We start from the raw sequence: 18267 nt of genomic DNA, 5'->3' as shown, positions 1-18267 counted from the left end.
TATTCCTTAATTCGTAGTTTTAAAAACTGACTTTAATGGACCGGAATGCATATTTCGGCAGGGTTACCCTTACTTCGCATCCATCCATTTCCACTGCTGTGTCTGCACATTCATTTTCGGTCAAAGAGATAAATCCAGCCGTTATGGGTTTTTCTAAAAATTCCAGGCTTACCGGTTCTTCTGCTTCACTGCAGCTGTACAATCGGATGACTACCGCGTTGCTTCCGTCTTCCGCCGCCTTCACAGAAGAAACTTTTACATTTCCTGTAACCTTAAGGAAACATTCCCTCTGTTTTGCTTTTCCCTCATGAACCGTACAGGACAGCGCATAAACAGGATGTGAAAATAGAATTGCTTCCCTTAAAAGCGTCTCTCTGCTGTAATCTTTTTCAAAACCGATTCCAATGTTGATGTAATGCTCTCCCAGATCCGGATATGGGTCAGGATCAAAAGAACCCCTTACCAAATCAATTAAGAGTGCCTGGTTCCCTCCCCGGTAGCCGTATTTACAATCGGACGTCAGCATCATTGCCGTATCTCCCATTTTCGGCAGCGGCGCTCCATAGTATACAGCAGGAACATCATGCCCCAGGCCTTTTCGAACAACAGAACCCGCCGGAATATCATAGAGGTAATCCTCCGCCTCATAGCCAAATGGCGTATAGAACTGAAGCTGCGGAATTTTCTTATTCTTCGCTCCCGTCTCCAGCCAATCCAGTTTGATCTTATAACGAAGCATCGAGTCATCGCCATTCAGGCTAATCTTTACTTTTAATTTGAATTTTCCATATTCCAATTCATAAGTCAGATATCGGTTCAGACCCGTTAGTTTCTTGTCAATCACTCTGACAAATGCCTGCTCATTGACATCTGTTATTCTGGAGTACCGTCCAACGATCCAGGCTGTCATCTCCTCCGTATCACTTTCTTCCACATAGCGGAAATAAGCTGAGGGATTCTGATCGTCAATCAATTCCTTCCCGCCGTTTAAGCCTGCAAAGGACAGCAATTTCATTGTTCTGGTATCGAATACTGCCCGAACCCTGTCGTTTTCCAGAATATATGCCCCATCCTCCATATCGTGGACTCTTAGATCCTGCCTTACCGGAAGCTTTTCTGACTGGGCTGGCGTATGCTTCACACAGTAAGATGCATAACCAAATGGTCCTACCTCAGCCATAAACAGCAGTTTGAGATAATGGTGCTGCCAGTAATGAAGCCCTTCTCCTTTTATTTCCCAGGGAACTTCCCTTCCCATCTCATCCACAACCGTAATCTCATCCACCGGGAATTCCGGATCCCAGACAGTAATTTCCACAAGCTCTTTTCTCAAGTACTGGGTAGTATTGAACAGCGTATAAACCCTGGTGTCTCCGCTTCCTCTGTGGGTACTGGAAAAGCCAAAACGTCCGTCACCTTCATTTCCGTAACAATCCTCCGTCTGCCCGGTACCATAGCCCACGCCTGCTCCTTCTGACATGGAGTCTTTTGTATCGTTTCCTCCAAATATACTGGTATCAATGCACTCACTTATTGCCCGCATAGCCCGGTTTGCATTTGCCATGGAGATGGTCAGCGTCTCCTGGAAAAGTCCCATAGCATGTTCTCTGGTTTCTATAACCCCTGACCCTGGCAGGATGTCGTGGAACTGGTTAAACAGCACATTTTTCCATGCCCGATCCAAACGATCCGTCAATCTGCGGTTACCGGTTAACTGTGCTCCCATGGTACAGAGCATTTCCGCATCATATAACTTATCTTCTCCGATACGGTTTGCCATCTTGATTCTGGCCTGGGTAGTATAGCATCCCGTCAGAACATAATTTAATTCTCCGGTAACTACAGGGAACCGGTCTCTGTCCTTTTCTACAGCATGGAAGAACTCATGCATGGTTCCAAAACGAATATCCGGCATCAACGGCCAGTTGCTCATATCCATAATACGTTCAATATCTCTTCTTGTCGGTCCGCCGCCATGGTCTCCCACACCATATACTTTTAACATGGTACTGGTATGATTTTCCCTGGAAAATTCAGGAACATTAAGCATCATGTCATATTCAATGGGTCCCAGATACCAGGTTGGCTCACGGTATACCAGTACTCTTTCCCCTGAAGGTGCTTCCCAGTTGTACAGCATATATTTATCAAAGCCTCTGCAATGGTAGTAATACTTAATCCCACCCTGATTTAAAATTTCCGGCACACATGCGCTGTGACCGAAGGTATCCGGCTCAAAATCCAGTTCCATCGCCTCTTTTGGCAGCTCCAACAGACCTGACAAATAGTTTTTGGTATACAGAATATGCCTGGCCATACTCTCCGTACCTGTCATATTTTTGTCCGGTTCCACCCAGGTAGATGCTGTAACTTCCCATTTTCCTCTTTTAATCTGTTCTCTGATCTCCGGCAGCATGTCGGGACAATATTTTTCAATTGCCTCATAAGTAGATGCCTGGGACTGGGAAAATGTAAAATCTTCATATTCCCGCATCAGATTCAGCATGGTCTGAAAGGTATCTATTGTAACAGACACAGTTTCCTGATATCCCCACATCCAATTCATGTCAATATGGGCGTGTCCTGCACAGATTACACTTAATTTCTTGGCAGATTCTTTATAATGAAGCAGTTTATTTTCCGCAGCGGCTGCTTCCTGTTTTGTGATAGCCCCTTCTTCCTTCTCCTGCTGATAAAGATGGTCAATTACTTTCGCTGCATCTTCCGGGATTTCCCCATTTCTTAAATGTATCAGGTATCCCAGCTGGGCAAGAATACGTTCTTCCCAGTAATTTTTCCCTTTTTTCTCTTTCAGTTTCAGATACTTTTCCATTGTATTCACAAATACACCTTCTTTCTTTAACCTTTTGTTCCGCCCCGCATGCTGAATCCCTTGGACATATATCTCTGCGTCAATACATATAAAATAATGGACGGAAGTGCATAGATAATGGAAAATGGATTCCCTTTAACTTACCTGCACCGCCAACCCAGGCTCCCATAATTGTTGCAATCAGCAAAGATGTACTTTGGCATTCATATACAAAATTATGCCGTTGTTTTTGTCAAATTGTATAATATATTTTTATAAACATGGCTTTCATTAGCGAGTATAACCACATTAAAGCATAATATAAATTAATTGTCAATGGTTTTTACTATTACGAAATAAATATTTATATATTTAGAAAGAAATGCGATCATTTTCCATTCCAAAAATGATCAGAAATTGTTTTTCAGCTAATGATAGGCACGAAAAAAGGATAAGCCAAATTCTGGCCTATCCTTGTACTACAGCGAACAGTTTATAAATGGCTTATGGCTCATGCCAGTTCTGCAGTAAGCCTTCTAAACGCCTGTCATGGTCCGCCCCTTTTCTTTACAAACACTATCTCCTGATACAAAGCGTCCCTTAATCAGCATTCATAATCCACACAAACTTTCCCGACCGTAATTGCTTTTATATACTCTTTTATCTTCACATGCTCCGGATGTCCCTGATACGCTGTTTCCGACACCCTGTCCACAAACTCCGTATAGAGTGCAAAGTCAAATTCACCGCCATTATAATTAGCTCCCACTTCCGCTTTCAGAAGTCCCTTTATTTGCGGCTGCATATTTTGGAATTTCCAGTTCAGCTCTGTTACTATTTCTTCTGCATCCTGTTTTTTCTCTGGTTTTAACGCCCAGAATAAAATATGTTTTACCATAGTTCCACTTCCTCTCTTAGCATGTTTTTGATAATTGGTTTCTGTAAGATATGCGTCACGATTTCTTTTATGCTTTCTGTGAGCTTCCAAACAGACGCATTTTGCTTCCTACTTCAGCCTTTATGCCGTCTATGGTATAATTAATTAATTCCGGATAACTGATGGAAGTACAGGTGCAGCCCTTTAACTGCTGCATTACCGCTTTCACGATTCCTTCTATCAGTTCCTGGCTGTTTCCAAGATTTATCTTACGTGCTCCGCAGAGATTTTCATTAATAGTGTTGACTGCAGCTTTCGACATATCGGTAAAAATATTAACTTTACTGATTCCATTTGCCACACAGCTTCGGAAATCCTGATCCGTCAGCCCGGATCCTCCATGCAATACTAATGGAACGTCCACAGCATTTCGGATTTCCCGCAGCCGGTTTATATCCAGAACCGGTTTTATCTTATATTCTCCATGAGCTGTACCGATTGCCACAGCCAGAGCATCAATTCCCGTCCTGGCGGTAAAATCAGCTGCCTGCTCTACTTTGGTATACATTTCCTCATGCCCGTCATCACCGCCGCCTTCCGCACCGCCCACATGCCCCAGCTCTGCTTCCACTGATACGTTCAGCGCGTGGGCTACTTTCACAATTTCTTTTGTCTGACGGATATTCTCTTCATAGGTTAGTGTGGAGCCATCAAACATTACGGAGGTAAAGCCATAATGGATGGCCTTCATGATATATTCAAAGGTCATTCCGTGGTCAAAATGAATCGCAACCGGCACCACTGCTTCTCTTGCAAATTTCACCATAATCGGCGCGATGTCTTCGAGATTTGCGTAAGGAAGATGTGCTTCGGCAAAACCGATGATCACCGGGGAACGCTCTTCTTCTGCTATCCCTATAATTGCCCTTGCCATTTCAAGATTAATGGTATTAAACATTCCAACGCCATATCTCCGGTTCTTTGCATCTTTTAATATTTCTTTTAGTGTCACAATCGCCATATATACACCTTCTTATCTTTATTGAATTGGGGCATGAAACTAAATGCAGGCTCTGGCATCTGTAAATTCCAGTCCGTAAACCTCCGCTACTGCCCGGTATGTTAGCTTTCCTTTGTATATATTCAAGCCTTCGAAAAGACCCGCATCTTCTTTCAGTGCCGTCTCTGCACCCTTATCTGCAATATGGAGTCCGTAGTTTAATATAGCATTATTTAATGCATTGGTAGATGTATTCGATACCGCTCCCGGCATATTCCCAACACAATAGCAGACCACACCTTCTGTCACATATACCGGAGCATCGTGATAAGTCACGTGGCTCACTTCACTGCATCCGCCCTGGTCAATTGCCACATCCACAATCACCGCACCTTTTTTCATATTCTTTAAATACTCTCTTTTAATCAGCTTTGGTGCCGCCGCACCCGGGATTAATACCGCCCCGATCACAAGATCCGCATCTGCCAGGCATTCCTGTATATGCTGGGGTGTGGAAAAAACCGTATTAATTCTGCCCTGATAAATGTCCTCCAGGTATTCCAGCCGGTCCAGATTAATATCCAGAACTGTAACTTCTGCCCCCATTCCCGCAGCAATTTTAATTGCGCTGGTTCCTACAATTCCCGCTCCCAGGACTACCACTTTTGCCCGTTCCACACCCGGAACTCCCGCTAACAGGACACCTCTTCCGCCAAAGGGTTTTTCCAGATATTTCGCACCCTCCTGAACGCTTAACCTTCCTGCTATCTGGCTCATGGGTTTTAAACAGGGCAATCCGCCATTTCTGCCTTTTATCGTCTCAAATGCAATACCGATACATTTGCTCTCCAGCATAGCGTCCGTCAGCGCTTTATCTGCTGCCAGGTGAAGATACGTATAGATAATCTGGTTCTCTCTGATCAGCCGGTATTCCGGTTCCAGCGGCTCTTTTACCTTTACAATCATGTCACAGGTGTCAAATACCTCCTTTGCCGTATCCTGTAAAATACATCCTGCCTGTTCATACAAATCATCCTGGTAGCCAGATCCTTCCCCGGCGCCTTTCTGAATATAAACCGCATGTCCGTGATCAATAAATGCTTTTGCTGAATTTGGTGTAAGGCCTACGCGGTATTCATGTTTCTTAATTTCTGTAACGGTACCTACTTTCATTTACTTACCCCTTTCCGGCTATTCGCCGCACCCTTTTTTTGATCTCTCTTTATGATCTTACTTTATGATCTCTTACTATGATCTTCTAGCATGATCTTCTAGCATGATCTTCTATTATGATCTTCTATTATGATCTTCTATTATGATCTTCTATCATGATCTGCTATCATGAATCTTTTGCATTTCATGCCCGATTCCCAACCGTGCTATCCATTATAGATTATGGGAATCTGCAGGCAAAGGAGTAAGATCCAGTTCCACTGCCCGTTTTTCCTGATAAGACTTTAATGCCGCCGTATGCAGGGCATGGGAGATTCTGGTCTCCTCTGGTGTAAAGCAGCCGAATGCTGTCTCTTTTCCCTCTACTTCCAATATAAATGCCGCCCACATCTGTAAAATGGCATCGGTAAATCCAAATTCAAATATATCTCCGGTAATGGTAGGAATCAGTGGTTTTGTTCCGATATTGACCCTGCTCCACGCCTGATTCTTTCCTTCGGAAAACAGATAGTGAAAAGCGTTTGGGTCATCCGAATAAAATCGGACGGATGCATCCATTCCCGTCACCTCCAGATACCAGTTACTGGTAGCCCCGGGCTCCAGCCTCTTCGTCTCGATATACAAGGCAAACTCATTATCATCTTTATCGGCACACTGGCAGATCATCGTTCCGTTGTCATATGTATCACATGCTGCCATGCCGCCTTTTCCATCCGGACGTTCAGTTACGATATCACTTAGTACCGCATAAACATTTTTCGGAATCCACCCCAGCCGGAAAGGTACATGTTCCGCATGAATGCCCAAATCCCCAAGGCATCCATATTCCCCATTCATGCGAACGGTACGCTTCCAGTTAATGGGCTTATGAATATCCAGGTCGCTGGCATGGTTAAATCCTGCCTTCACTTCAATGATCCGTCCCAGTTTATCATTTTTAACCCAGCGTATTAATTCCTGGCAGGCCGGAAAATAGGGATACTCGCTGGCACACCGCACCACTACTTCCGGATTTTGTGCAATGGCCTCCAGAATTTTCTGATTGGCTTTTTGATCAATTCCAAAGGGTTTTTCCCCCAGCAGGTGCTTCTTGGCACGAATGATATCACAGTATACCTGTTCATGCAGCAGATGGGGAAGTGCACAGTATACCGCTTCTACATCTTCCCGTTTCAAAAGTTCTTTGTAATCCGTTGTTGTAAACTGAATGGTATCAAAGTTATCAGTAAACCATTTCTGAGATGCTTCATTGACATCACAGACTGCCACGATCTCCGGCCTTGCTACCTGTACCGTCAGATGGCACCATCTTGCGGCTGCACTGGCAAATTCTTTTCCCATAAGCCCGCATCCTATAATTCCAAAACGTATTGTTTTTCCCATATCAGATTCCCCCTACTTTCCTTCTTCCATTTCATGCAGTGCAGCTTCCATATGCCAAATCAGGCAGTCAATCAGTTTGTGTGTCGCGATTAATGGCAGCTTCAATAACGCAGCCGGCGGGCAGAATGCCTTGTATACCTGAGCACTGATATCAAAATATCGTCCCGTCATCTTCTTCACAAAAGTAACCGTATCGTCCACATATTTAAAGGTGATGGCACTTAACATCTGTTCCCCTTCCACATAGTCAATTACTTCCGGAAACTTATCTTTCAACGTTTTCACACGTGCTTCATAATACCTGCCTGTTTCGGAAACAGCACTGCCGTTTTGTTCCACAAATGCCATTGTAATCAGGTAAGACAACGATGCCAGTTCTTCCTGTCCGTTGGTAACCAGTGCACCGAACTGGTTTAGGTTGTCCATTTCGGCGGTGGTAATAATTCTGGAAGCCGGGTACTGCCCGCCCGGAAAGCCTTTTCCTACCACTGAGAAATCCGGATTCAGACCATATTGCCGGAATAAGAACATACCATCATACCACATACAGGATTGAATCTCGTCACACATGATAGGCGTATCACCTTCATGGCAGATTTTATATACTGCTCTCAGATAATCTTCCTCCAACCGGATGCCCCCATAATTCATCAGAATAATTTCATGGGTAAAGCCAGCTGCTTTATATTTGCCCTGATTATACATTTCATATTTTTTCTGGAAATCCTCCAGGTCATTAATCGCAACCGGAACCACTTTATAGATATCATTTTCTTCATTCTTTTTATAAAATTCCGGCCACATATCCCGGAAAGTCTGGGCAATAACGGTTGTGCCATGGTAGTTTGCCATACGTCCGCCTTCATAGTCGCCCATCACAAAGAAAACAGGAATTCGTCCGCTGTATTTTGGTGCAGGGAATGTTTTGTCCAGTTTATAAAATCTGGCGAGCATCATCTTAATTCCCGCTTCACATGCAAGAGAACCGGTCTCCAGATTGATCACGCGGTTTAGTACATGGGGTTTATCACTTTTTAATATATCCTCCAGCTCCTGCTTCTGGTCTTTCCCCATCCCATTGGCAATTCTCACTAATTCCTGTTCACACAATCTCGTTATGTAGCCTCTGGTATTATTGTGTGTTGCGTTGGAAATCCCAAGTGTTCTGGCATTATCGATCAGTTTATATCCCGGAAAGAAATGTCCCAGCGGCGTGTGGTAATGCTCACTCTTGGCAATGACATACAGCTTTCCATCCTGCCCTACCCGGTAGTATCCGAATCCGGAAATAGGACTTGCATCATGATTTGCCGCCTTGGCAAAAGCCTGTGTCGGTGCTCCTTCCATTTTACCTGTAAAAGGCACCGTCACAATTTGACCGATTCTGTCAAGCATGGAATCCAGCTTTTCCACATAGGACTCCGGGAAAAATTCTACCTTTTCTGTCTTGGCAGACTCCGCCTTTTCTTCCTCTACCCCCAGCAGCGAAACTGCTGCAGCAGCAACCGCATTCACATATTCCTCCCCCAACAGATCCCCCAGAGACATAGCTAAATCATTTCTCATAATAAAATCCTCCTTTACATTATATGTGGTTTGTACATCCCTTTCTTCCACTTCATAATATAACGTTTCTTTCATTTTGTCAACTATTTTTGATTGTTTCTTTCATTTTATTGTTTTTTCGTTCAATTATTCGGGATATTCATTGACAGATCATTCTTTTTATACTATAACTAAAGATAAGAAATTCCAGAGCTAACAGGCAGTACGGAAACAGGTTCTAGCCTGACGTACTAGCCTGACGCTCTACTTGCTTCAGACAAAAATGAAAAGGAGGTTTCTTATGAGCAAACAGACACAACGAACTGAAACCATTTTAAATATACTGAAAATCAGGCAGCGCCTGACCACCATAGAAGCTATGGAACTTTTAGATGTATCCGAATCTACCGTGAGGAGGCTGTTTAGCGAACTGGAGCAGGAACAAAAAGTGATTCGCAGATATGGCGGAATACAGCTTGCCAATAAAACCCCCGGCGAATATTCTTTCGACCGCCTGATTGAAAGCCATCAGGAGGAAAAAGAGGCGATTGCCGTATGCGGACTCCGCTATATTCAGGATTCTGATATCCTTTTTTTCGATTCCGGCACCACCCTGTATTATCTGTGCCAGGCACTTGCCCAGAAGCTGGAAGCCGAAGAAATCAAGGATCTGACGGTTTTTACTAATTCCCTGGCTAACCTTCAGATTCTATCCCCGGTTTGCCGCGTTATTCTGATCGGAGGAGAATACCGCCAGAAACGCATGGACTTTGCCGGCTATGCCAGCAACAAATTTATCAGTCATTTTAATTTCACCAAATGCTTTATCGGCGCTGACGGCATTTCTCTGGAAGAGGGCCTGATGGCTACCGACTCCGATACGGCACTTATGGCAGAACTGGCAATCTCCCGCTCCGAACAGACAATTGTCATGACCGATGCCGGGAAGCTTGGAAAGCGTTCCTTTTTAAGCTATGCATCCTTAGACCAGGCTGACTGCATTATCACTGGAAGGACAGCGGATCCGGAATTTTTGGAGACGGTGCGACTGAAGGGTATTGATATCTGTACTGCCTGAAAAAAGCAGGTAAAAAGCAGGCAAGCTTTGGATTTCGATTATTTTAAAACTCCGGCTTGTCTGCTTTTTTTCATTTATAATACTGTTTCATTTCCTCTAAAAATGGAAGCTCCAATAATTCATTTAAAAATCCTTCCGCCTGATTTCTGGACTTTGTGAAAGGATCCATCATAATCAATTCTACCAGCAGCTCCCTGCTCCCTTTATCATAAGCCTCCAGCTCCATCTCTACGGACGCAATGCGGTCTCTTTTCATATGACTTTGTACCATTTTGGGAAGTGGCAGCGTGTGAATACCCTGAATCCCTCTCCCGGATACCAATGCCGGTATTTCCACTTCAAAATCTTCCGGCACTCCCTCCACATAGGTAAAGTCATTTGGTATATTCACAATGACCACCCGCTCAACATCGCACGCCAATGCTTCCATTAAGGGTATCATTGGCTCATCCGAAGGTACTTTGGAAAATAATTCCATCATACGAATGGACTCGTCGCAGGCTGCCCTGTGTATGTCATCCACATGCTTTTGGGAAATCTTAAAATATTCATCATAAAAAAGATCGGGATCTTCTTTCCAGACCTCCTGTACTTCCCCGTCGGTATGATACCAGTATCCCCAACTGCCTCCGCCCGGAGTACAGGTATCCCCAATAGGCATGATTCCATATTTCTTATACAGATCAATCGCTTTCGGCCCAAAATCATCACTGTATCTGCAAGTTTTAAAATAATCCTCTGATTTTTCTTCAATCCACTGATCCAGAAGCGGATAGGCATCCCGGCCTTTATAGCAGAAGCTGTTCAGCCACACAAAATGGTTAATGCCCGGAACTTGAAAGGTAACATTTTCCCGTTCCAGCCCCAGCAGTTCGCAAAGCCGGTATACACCACCGTAGCCATGGCACATACCTGCCAGTTTTATTCCTTTGTATTTCCGGGTCAGATAGGTCACTCCTCCCATCACCGGATTGGAAACCATAATGTACCATGAATCCGGACACACCTTCTGCATATCCTGATAAATATCTTCCATCAGCCTCAACTGATAAAAGTTTACCCAGAAGGACTCATCATGTACGATGTGAAAACTTCCTCCAAACCGGTAGCCCCATTTCTTGGCAAGCTTCCACCCCTCTTTCAGCCTTTCGTAACCTCCTGCCAGTGCTGTATTAACCACAAAGTCCGCATCCTTAAGGCACTCTAAACGATTCGTCGTTCTGGTAATCTTAAGTGCAGTGCCTGCTTCCGCTGCATACCGTACACACATCCGGTAAATGTCATCCAGCCTGCCCTCATTTATATCCATCAGGCAGATCCAACTGTCTGATAGATTTTTATTAAGGCACAAATCCTTAATCAAATTTATAGAAAAAATTCCGGAACCTGCGCCGATTAAACTGATTTTCACACTCATTTCTTATCCTCCTGTATTCATAGCCTGCTGCCCGCATAGGCCGGCTCATCTTTTTTATTTAATAGCACCTGCCGTCAGTCCTTTTGTCATATACTTCTGGAAGAGCAGATAAATGATCAGTGTGGGTATTACACTGATTAAAAGCCCCGTCATCTGAAAAGTGGGGTCAACCGAAGTCCGGTCAGCCATAAGGGATGACAGTGCAACCATAACTGTTCTTTTATCCATAGATTTTAACAAGATCATCGGAGTAAACAGATCATTCCAATAGCCGATGAAGTTTGTAATGACAGACATGGCAACCCCGGCAATTCCCATAGGGACAATTACATTCGCCACTAATCCAAAATAACCGGCACCGTCAATTTTAGCAGCTTCCATGACTTCCTTATCGATCCCCCGAAAGCAGGTAGTCATCAGCATAATCGTACTGGGAAGCCCCATCGCCAGATAGGATAATACAACTCCAGTATAGGTATCTACTAATTTAAACTTTGCAAATATAACATACATTGGAATCATGGTAACCTGTGCGGGAATAAACATGGTAGCGATAATAATTAAAAACATCACGTTTCTTCCCCGGAACCGGAGTTTGGTAAACGCATAGCTGGCAAATACGGAAAAGATGGTAATCAGAACCACGCTGGCACCCACGACGATAAAGGTATTCAGAAAATTCTTCATAATCTTGAATCTGGAAATCAGCGCCTCAAAATTATCCAGGTTTATTGACTTTGGCAGCGCAAAAGGGTCAGCCAGATACTCGGCTCCTGACTTCATGGCAGTCATTGTCATAAAAATCAGGGGATATAAAAAGGTAAGGGACATCAGGCAGAGTGCGGTAAATACCAATATTTTAGACCACTTTATTTTTTTCACTAAGCTCCCTCCTCCCTTTCTTTTTTCTGTGAAATTCCCTGTTGAACCGCCGTAAAGATCAAAATAATGATTAATAGGATGACGGACATTGCACAGGAATATCCCATTTGGCTTCCGCTTACAAAAGATTTCTGGTAAATCATATAATCAATTGTCATGGTCTCGGTTCCCGGACCTCCCCTGGTAAGGGAATAGATCAGCGGAAACAAGCTGGTAAAAGACCAGATTACCGATACCATAATGGAATATTCTATGGTCCTGCGCAGAAGCGGCAGGGTGACCAGGAATAATTTCTGCCAGTAGCCTGCACCATCCAGTCGCGCCGCTTCATAAATATCCGGTGAAACAGATGCCAGACCGCCCAGCACCAGCATTCCCTGCCATCCGATATTAATCCATACCAGGCAAAAAATAATGACACCCAACCCGCTGGAAGCCTGTCCCAGCCATTCGATTGCCAGTCCGTCCATCCCAACCGCCCGAAATAAGGTATTGATCGGTCCGTTAAATCCAAAAAAGATAGCAAACAAAAATCCAACAATCAAGGAAGATACTACCTGCGGGATATAGTAAATTGTACGGAATATCTTCCATCCCTTCACTTCTTCATAAAGTAAAACAGCAACCACAACCCCGATAAAGATCTGGATTGGTATATATATCAAAAGCACCAGATTGTTCCTGAAAAGCCCCCAAAATTCCCCGTGTCCCAAAATCTGGATATAATTTTTCAGTCCCACAAAATCAGATTTAAACATTCCGTCCCAATTTGTAAAACTTTTTATAACAGCTGCTGCCACGGGTATTCCCCTGACAGCAACTAAAATAATTAACACCGGCAATATGGAAAGCCATCCCTGAAGTGCTTCTCTATGACAGAATCTTCTTTTCTTCATGTCCCGGCTCCTCCCCGTTCACATGCCGGAGCCTCCGTTTACTGGAGCTCCTGCACTTTTTCATCCAGCTTCTGCGCCAGTTCATCCGGCGTCATTTTACCTGTAACCGCAAGCGTGCCCAGAGAGAAACATTCATTTGCAATGTCCGGCACCATACTGTTATCTGTCCAGTAGGAATAATTCTGGGCTATATCATAAAGTTTTTCCATCACACTGTCCCCTTCCCAGCCAAGCTCTTTTAACGTAATATCCTTTCTCAGCGGAAGCATCGGATAATTTTGCAGCAGCTTCAGATGGTTTTGTTTGTTGCTTAAGAAAGAACAGAATTTTACTGCCAATTCGGGATTGGGACAGTAATTTGCAACTGCCAGTACCTGTCCGGAGCCGCCAATTGCCGTATTGCTTTTCAGGACATTACCGTCATAATCCGGCAGTGTATAAAATCCAGCCTTATCATTTCCAAGGGATTCCCGCACTACCTGAAGGATACCGGTAGTCACACCCCCAAGCATCGCAGCATCTCCTTTCAGGAATCTGGATAAAGCATCCTGCGAACTGGCATAATCCTCGTTGACATATCCTTTCTGGAACATATCCTGGGTAACTCGGAAAGCATTTTTAAAGTTTTCGTCATCGGAGAATTTCTTTTCTCCCTTGCTCTCTGCCGCAATATCTTCATTACTGGTCTTTTGCACCCACCAGGTTGCCATATCCATGGTAAACAAGGAGTTTACCCCTGCCGAATCTGCAATTATCGGAAGGATTCCGGCATCTTTTACTTTCTGCAGCATTGTAAGAAATTCATCTACTGTTTTTGGCGGATTGCCTTCCAGATCCACACCTGCCTGTTTCATAATATCCGTATTATAGATAAATCCACATATTTCCGATCCTGCTGCGGGATAGCCCAGTATCTTTCCGCCTTCTTTAAAATCTTCCGTAACCACATCCCACCCCATCAGATTTTCCTTATCTTCCGGTGGAATCATATCGGAAATATCCAGCACCACATCTTTTAAAGCAAAGATCGGCTGTCCCGACCACAGGTTAATGATATCCGGTCCGCTTTTTGCCAATGCTGCGGCTTTATAAGACTGATGTGCCGCCCCCTGGTCTGGAAGCAGTGTAATCTCTACCCTGACACCCGGATTTTGCTTTTCGAACTCATTGCAGATCTCTGTAATCGGCCACTCTTCCTGAGGCTTTTTCTTATCTTCATCTGAAATATAAGTCGCCAGCCAGATACTCAAAACTGTTTCCTCTGTTTTTGCTTCTTTCTCCGTTTTCTCGGTTTCCCCGGTTTGCTCCGTTTTCTTTTCTTCCGTTTTTACCTGTTCTTCCTCCTGCCTCTTGCTTTCACTGACAGGTGCTGATGCATCCGTCTGTTTTGGCGACTCCTGTGTACTCTGGCATCCCGCCATCGTCAGCCCCAGAGCCGCTGCCATTCCAAGTGCCATAAATCTGTTTCTTCTCTTCTTCATGAAAATCCCCCTTTACTGGTTTTAAGTTTCATCCGGCTTGTTCCTGTTGTACTATTATTGTAAGATTTTACCTGAAAAAAGACAATGAAACAGATTGATGAGTTCCTACAGGATCTTGACCTGCGGCATGGGATTTGCAGGGCTTTTTTTCTTTTTGTGCTGATTTATACCGCCATATTTTGTAATCAGAACAACATCTTGGAATTATCTGACACGCTCCTGCTTAGCAAACAATTACTTTACTGCTATACCCGCTTATTTATGGATCTTCTTCATATATGCGCCCGGTGTGATTCCGCAAAGCTTTTTGAAGGTTGTTATAAAATGTCCCTCGGAAGAGAAGCCCAGACATTCGCTGATCTGGGTAATCCTCATCCCTTCCTTAAGGTATTCTTTTGATAGCGAAATTTTATATTTCAGAATATATGCAATCAGATTTTCACCGGTCTTTTTCTTGAAAAGCTTACAAAGATAATCCGGATTGAGATATACCTGTTTTGCAATGCCGCCCAGTGTCAGCTTCTCTCCTATATTGTTCTTTATGTACCGGATGACCTCCCCGATCAGGGTGTCTCCGCTGTTTGCACATACCGCCAGTTCATCAAAGCCTATGATCCATTCCTGCATACACCGGAACAACTCTTCACAGCTTGCGCACTCCATGATCTTGCAGAACATTTCTTTGAGCTTATTCTGTCTCTCCTGATTCGGTGCCGATAATGCAGTAAGCACCGCAATAGTCTGCTTCATGGCTTCCTTTAATTCTTTTTCCGGTATCACCGGATAATCCTGTAAAAGCATATAGAGATTTCTTACATCCTCTCCAAAGGTGTTCATATCGTCTATGAAACGGCAGCGTTCCATGGAGTTTTTAATTTTATCCTGAATTTCTCTGGTAATCAGAAGATCTTCAAAAAAGCAGAATCTGCACTGCGGCTTATAAAACCGCTGGCTGAGGGCTATATCCGCCTGTTCGTAATATTTCGGCAGGTCAAAATCATCCTTTACCACCCGGACAATTCCAAAAGAAAGATGCATGTCCAGATATTGGTACATGGTTAATTCCAGACGGTTACAGATATCTTTAAGCAGCTGCACCCCGTCCTCACGATAAGATATCACTGCCCAAAGCTTGGTGCTGTCCGTTAAAAATACCTTGCCTCCCGCCATGGTTTCTATAATATTCTGGCAGATCGCTGCTACAGAATACTCCACCCCTTTGACGGCACTCAATATTTCAACCTTGGGAATCTCAATGCACACCAGAAAAACAGACGCATCGCAGGGATTCATAAAAGCACTTTCAAAGCGTTCCCGAACCGCCTGTTTATCCGTAATAAATCCACGGAGAACCAGATTGGCATATTCTCCCAGAACTGCATTGGCATTGACATAACGGTGTTCTTCCATATCCGTATCATCGCATACCCGTTCTGCTTTTATCTCTTCTATTACCCTGGTGACTTCTTCCATCATATTCTGAGGCTCTATTGCACTTTTTAAAATATACCCGCTGACCCCAAGCTTAATAGCCTCCTGCAGATATGACACCTCGTCCACGCAGCTTAGAATCAGGAATTTACAGTCAGGCTGTATCCGCTTCAATTCCCGGATAAAGATAAGTCCATCCATTTTCGGCATCATAATATCCGCAAGCACAATATCCGGTACAATTTCCTTTGCCAGCCCAAGGGCCTGTTCTCCGTCTTCTGCCTCCCCAACTACCTGTAAACCGTACTCTTCCCAGGGAATTATGGATCTCATCCCTATTCTGGTTAATATTTCATCATCCACAATCATTACTTTTAACATGCTCATGTTCATCCCCACCTTTGCTTATTGCCGGAAATACCATGGTTACTGCGCATCCTTTTCCGGGTTCACTGCGAATCTCTATAACGGCGCTTCCTCCATAATGCATCTGCATTCTCTGATTGATATTCCAAAGTGCAATATTTTCTTCCTCATGGGCTTTTTCCCAGTTCTCTTTTTCATCCAGAAGTGTATCTACCTGTGCCTGTTCCATTCCAACACCATCATCGGTTATTTCAAAGACATAGTTATCTTCCCATCTCCGCCCTTTGATCACAATCCGTCCGATTCCCCTTTTTGGCAGCACACCGTGATTAATGGAATTTTCCACCACAGGCTGAAACAGCAGTTTTAAAATCATGCCCTCCATCATCTCTTTTTCCACATCAATCTCATAACTGAATTTGTTCTGGAACCGGATTTGCTGCAGATAAAGGTATTCTTCTACATATTTTAATTCTTCTTTTACTGTCACAAATATCCGGCTGTCCGAAAAATTGTAGTCCAGCATATTGGAGAAAGCAAGGATACTCCGGCTGATTCCTTCGGCTCCTTTTAGCTTCGCCATCCACCGGATACTGTTCAGGGTATTCCGGACAAAATGGGGTTTAATCTGTGCCTGCAGCATCTTCATTTCCATCTGGTGTTTATTCTGCTCCTGCTCTTTAATCTGACCGATGCTGTTTTTTAAATCCCCAGCCATTTCCGAAAATGCTTCCATCAGCCCCTCAATTTCATTTTTGTCACCTAAGGTCTGCACAGGCAGCTCTATATCCAGATTTCCCTTTCCAATCTCTTTCGTCATCTGGTTTAAAACCTTGAGCGGCTTAAAAATCTTCCTGCTGAAGAAAAACAGCAGAATCGTTATACAGATCACGCAAAGTAAGATCATAATATAATTCACCAGATTAATATACCTGAGATCACTGGTCAGATCATTCTGGGGAGAAATATTGACCATCTGCCATCCGCTATTGCACCCTTTAACTTTTACAGCATGGGTAAACAGTATATACGTCTGGTTACGGTAGAGGAATGTCTGATATCCCTCTTTTCCCATATTGGAGAGCAGTTTCTCCCTTAGGTTCCCTGAAAGTTCTTCGTACCGCAGTTTACTTTCATCCCCCTGAATCAGACATTCTCCTTTTTCATCAATCAGAAAAACAGACCCGTTTTCTCCAAATAAACTTCTGGACAATAGCTTTGCAAAATAGGAAGCATCCATCCCCACAGCAATAACCCCCAGCTGTTTATCTGCTTTTAGAAGATTTGCACCACAGTAAAGCTGTGTGCCTGACTTCGATAAAATGTAATTATCATGAACATAAAATTTATTGGCAAATGTATAGGAGTGCCAAAGCCCTTTCACTATCTCATCATTGCTAAATCCAACCCCCCGTGCATCTGACTGACCTTCCTTCAGTGCAAATGCTGATGTGAAGAATTCTCCGTTCTGGTTTACAATAATATAATGAAAAGGATATGCATTTTTTGTGGCATCCGAATTTTTCACGATTTCATAATATATCCCGGCATAACGCTGCTGAGTAGTTCCCCCCTGCTCCCCGGACACATAATTTAGAACTGCTGTATTATTTGCCGCACTTTTAACAATATCAAATTGAGCCTGCAGTGCATTGCTGACACTGTAGGAAAGGCTTTCCGCCGTCTGGTCTGATAATTTATAAATCTTACTCTCTAAAATATTCTCAAATACGGATTTATTCACCAGGTTTTGTATCAGTAACGGAAGCAGAAAAAACAACAGTAAAAAGAAAATAATTGAGTATTTCAAATGATACTTCAGATTTCTTATCTTTCGTAATCCCATAGCCTACCCCTCTCCAGTGGACTTTTTATTATTCCCTAATTATAACACAATCCACTCTGAAGCAGGACTACTACTCCACA

At 43.6% G+C, this 18267-nt stretch carries 13 protein-coding genes; 1 reads left to right on the top strand and 12 read right to left on the bottom strand.

The window, feature by feature from the left end:
- Positions 1–19 precede the first annotated feature (19 nt).
- The 6 genes from CD03_RS33275 to CD03_RS0111460 all read right to left on the bottom strand — a co-directional run bounded on the left by CD03_RS33275 (position 20) and on the right by CD03_RS0111460 (position 8811).
- Positions 20–2833, bottom strand: coding sequence for a glycoside hydrolase family 38 C-terminal domain-containing protein (locus CD03_RS33275; RefSeq protein ID WP_242849180.1), 2814 nt, complete (start codon positions 2831–2833; stop codon positions 20–22).
- Positions 2834–3416: 583 nt separating this feature from the next.
- Positions 3417–3710 carry a Dabb family protein gene (locus tag CD03_RS0111480; protein ID WP_027293750.1) on the bottom strand — a complete coding sequence of 98 codons (294 nt, stop codon included), beginning with the start codon at positions 3708–3710 and terminating at the stop codon, positions 3417–3419.
- A gap of 67 nt (positions 3711–3777) precedes the next feature.
- Positions 3778–4710 carry a class II fructose-bisphosphate aldolase gene (locus tag CD03_RS0111475; RefSeq protein ID WP_027293749.1) on the bottom strand — a complete coding sequence of 311 codons (933 nt, stop codon included), beginning with the start codon at positions 4708–4710 and terminating at the stop codon, positions 3778–3780.
- Positions 4711–4749: 39 nt separating this feature from the next.
- Entirely contained in the window at positions 4750–5862 is a 1113-nt protein-coding gene (ald, locus tag CD03_RS0111470) for an alanine dehydrogenase (protein ID WP_027293748.1), read from the bottom strand.
- 213 nt (positions 5863–6075) lie between these two features.
- Entirely contained in the window at positions 6076–7245 is a 1170-nt protein-coding gene (locus tag CD03_RS33270) for a Gfo/Idh/MocA family protein (protein ID WP_044289312.1), read from the bottom strand.
- A 12-nt stretch (positions 7246–7257) separates the two neighbouring features.
- Complete coding sequence (locus CD03_RS0111460) at positions 7258–8811, bottom strand: aminotransferase class III-fold pyridoxal phosphate-dependent enzyme (RefSeq protein ID WP_027293747.1); 1554 nt, start codon at positions 8809–8811, stop codon at positions 7258–7260.
- Positions 8812–9091: 280 nt separating this feature from the next.
- On the opposite strand from CD03_RS0111460, the gene CD03_RS0111455 reads away from it, so the two are divergent.
- Positions 9092–9868: a DeoR/GlpR family DNA-binding transcription regulator gene (locus CD03_RS0111455; RefSeq protein ID WP_027293746.1), complete on the top strand. Its 777-nt coding sequence runs from the start codon at positions 9092–9094 to the stop codon at positions 9866–9868.
- 70 nt (positions 9869–9938) lie between these two features.
- Here the strand turns inward: CD03_RS0111455 and CD03_RS0111450 are convergent, their stop codons facing one another.
- From CD03_RS0111450 to CD03_RS0111425, 6 genes are all read right to left on the bottom strand, one after another.
- A complete protein-coding gene (locus tag CD03_RS0111450; protein ID WP_027293745.1) occupies positions 9939–11285 on the bottom strand; it encodes a family 4 glycosyl hydrolase in 1347 nt (448 codons plus the stop codon).
- Positions 11286–11339: 54 nt separating this feature from the next.
- Positions 11340–12167, bottom strand: coding sequence for a carbohydrate ABC transporter permease (locus tag CD03_RS0111445; protein WP_027293744.1), 828 nt, complete (start codon positions 12165–12167; stop codon positions 11340–11342).
- Positions 12167–13063, bottom strand: a complete 897-nt coding sequence (locus tag CD03_RS33265; protein ID WP_052377767.1) for a carbohydrate ABC transporter permease — start codon at positions 13061–13063, stop codon at positions 12167–12169. The genes CD03_RS0111445 and CD03_RS33265 overlap by 1 nt, the downstream gene beginning before the upstream one ends.
- A gap of 38 nt (positions 13064–13101) precedes the next feature.
- A complete protein-coding gene (locus CD03_RS0111435; RefSeq protein ID WP_027293743.1) occupies positions 13102–14544 on the bottom strand; it encodes an ABC transporter substrate-binding protein in 1443 nt (480 codons plus the stop codon).
- 255 nt (positions 14545–14799) lie between these two features.
- Positions 14800–16362, bottom strand: coding sequence for a response regulator transcription factor (locus CD03_RS0111430; RefSeq protein ID WP_027293742.1), 1563 nt, complete (start codon positions 16360–16362; stop codon positions 14800–14802).
- Positions 16331–18187 carry a cache domain-containing sensor histidine kinase gene (locus CD03_RS0111425; protein WP_027293741.1) on the bottom strand — a complete coding sequence of 619 codons (1857 nt, stop codon included), beginning with the start codon at positions 18185–18187 and terminating at the stop codon, positions 16331–16333. Before CD03_RS0111425 ends, CD03_RS0111430 begins: the two co-directional genes overlap by 32 nt.
- Positions 18188–18267: the final 80 nt, after the last annotated feature.

The organism is Robinsoniella sp. KNHs210 (assembly GCF_000686105.1).
Taxonomy (GTDB): Bacteria; Bacillota; Clostridia; order Lachnospirales; family Lachnospiraceae; genus Robinsoniella; species Robinsoniella peoriensis.
The sequence above is the reverse complement of the archived record's forward strand: the minus strand, read 5'-3'. Positions and strand labels throughout refer to the sequence as shown.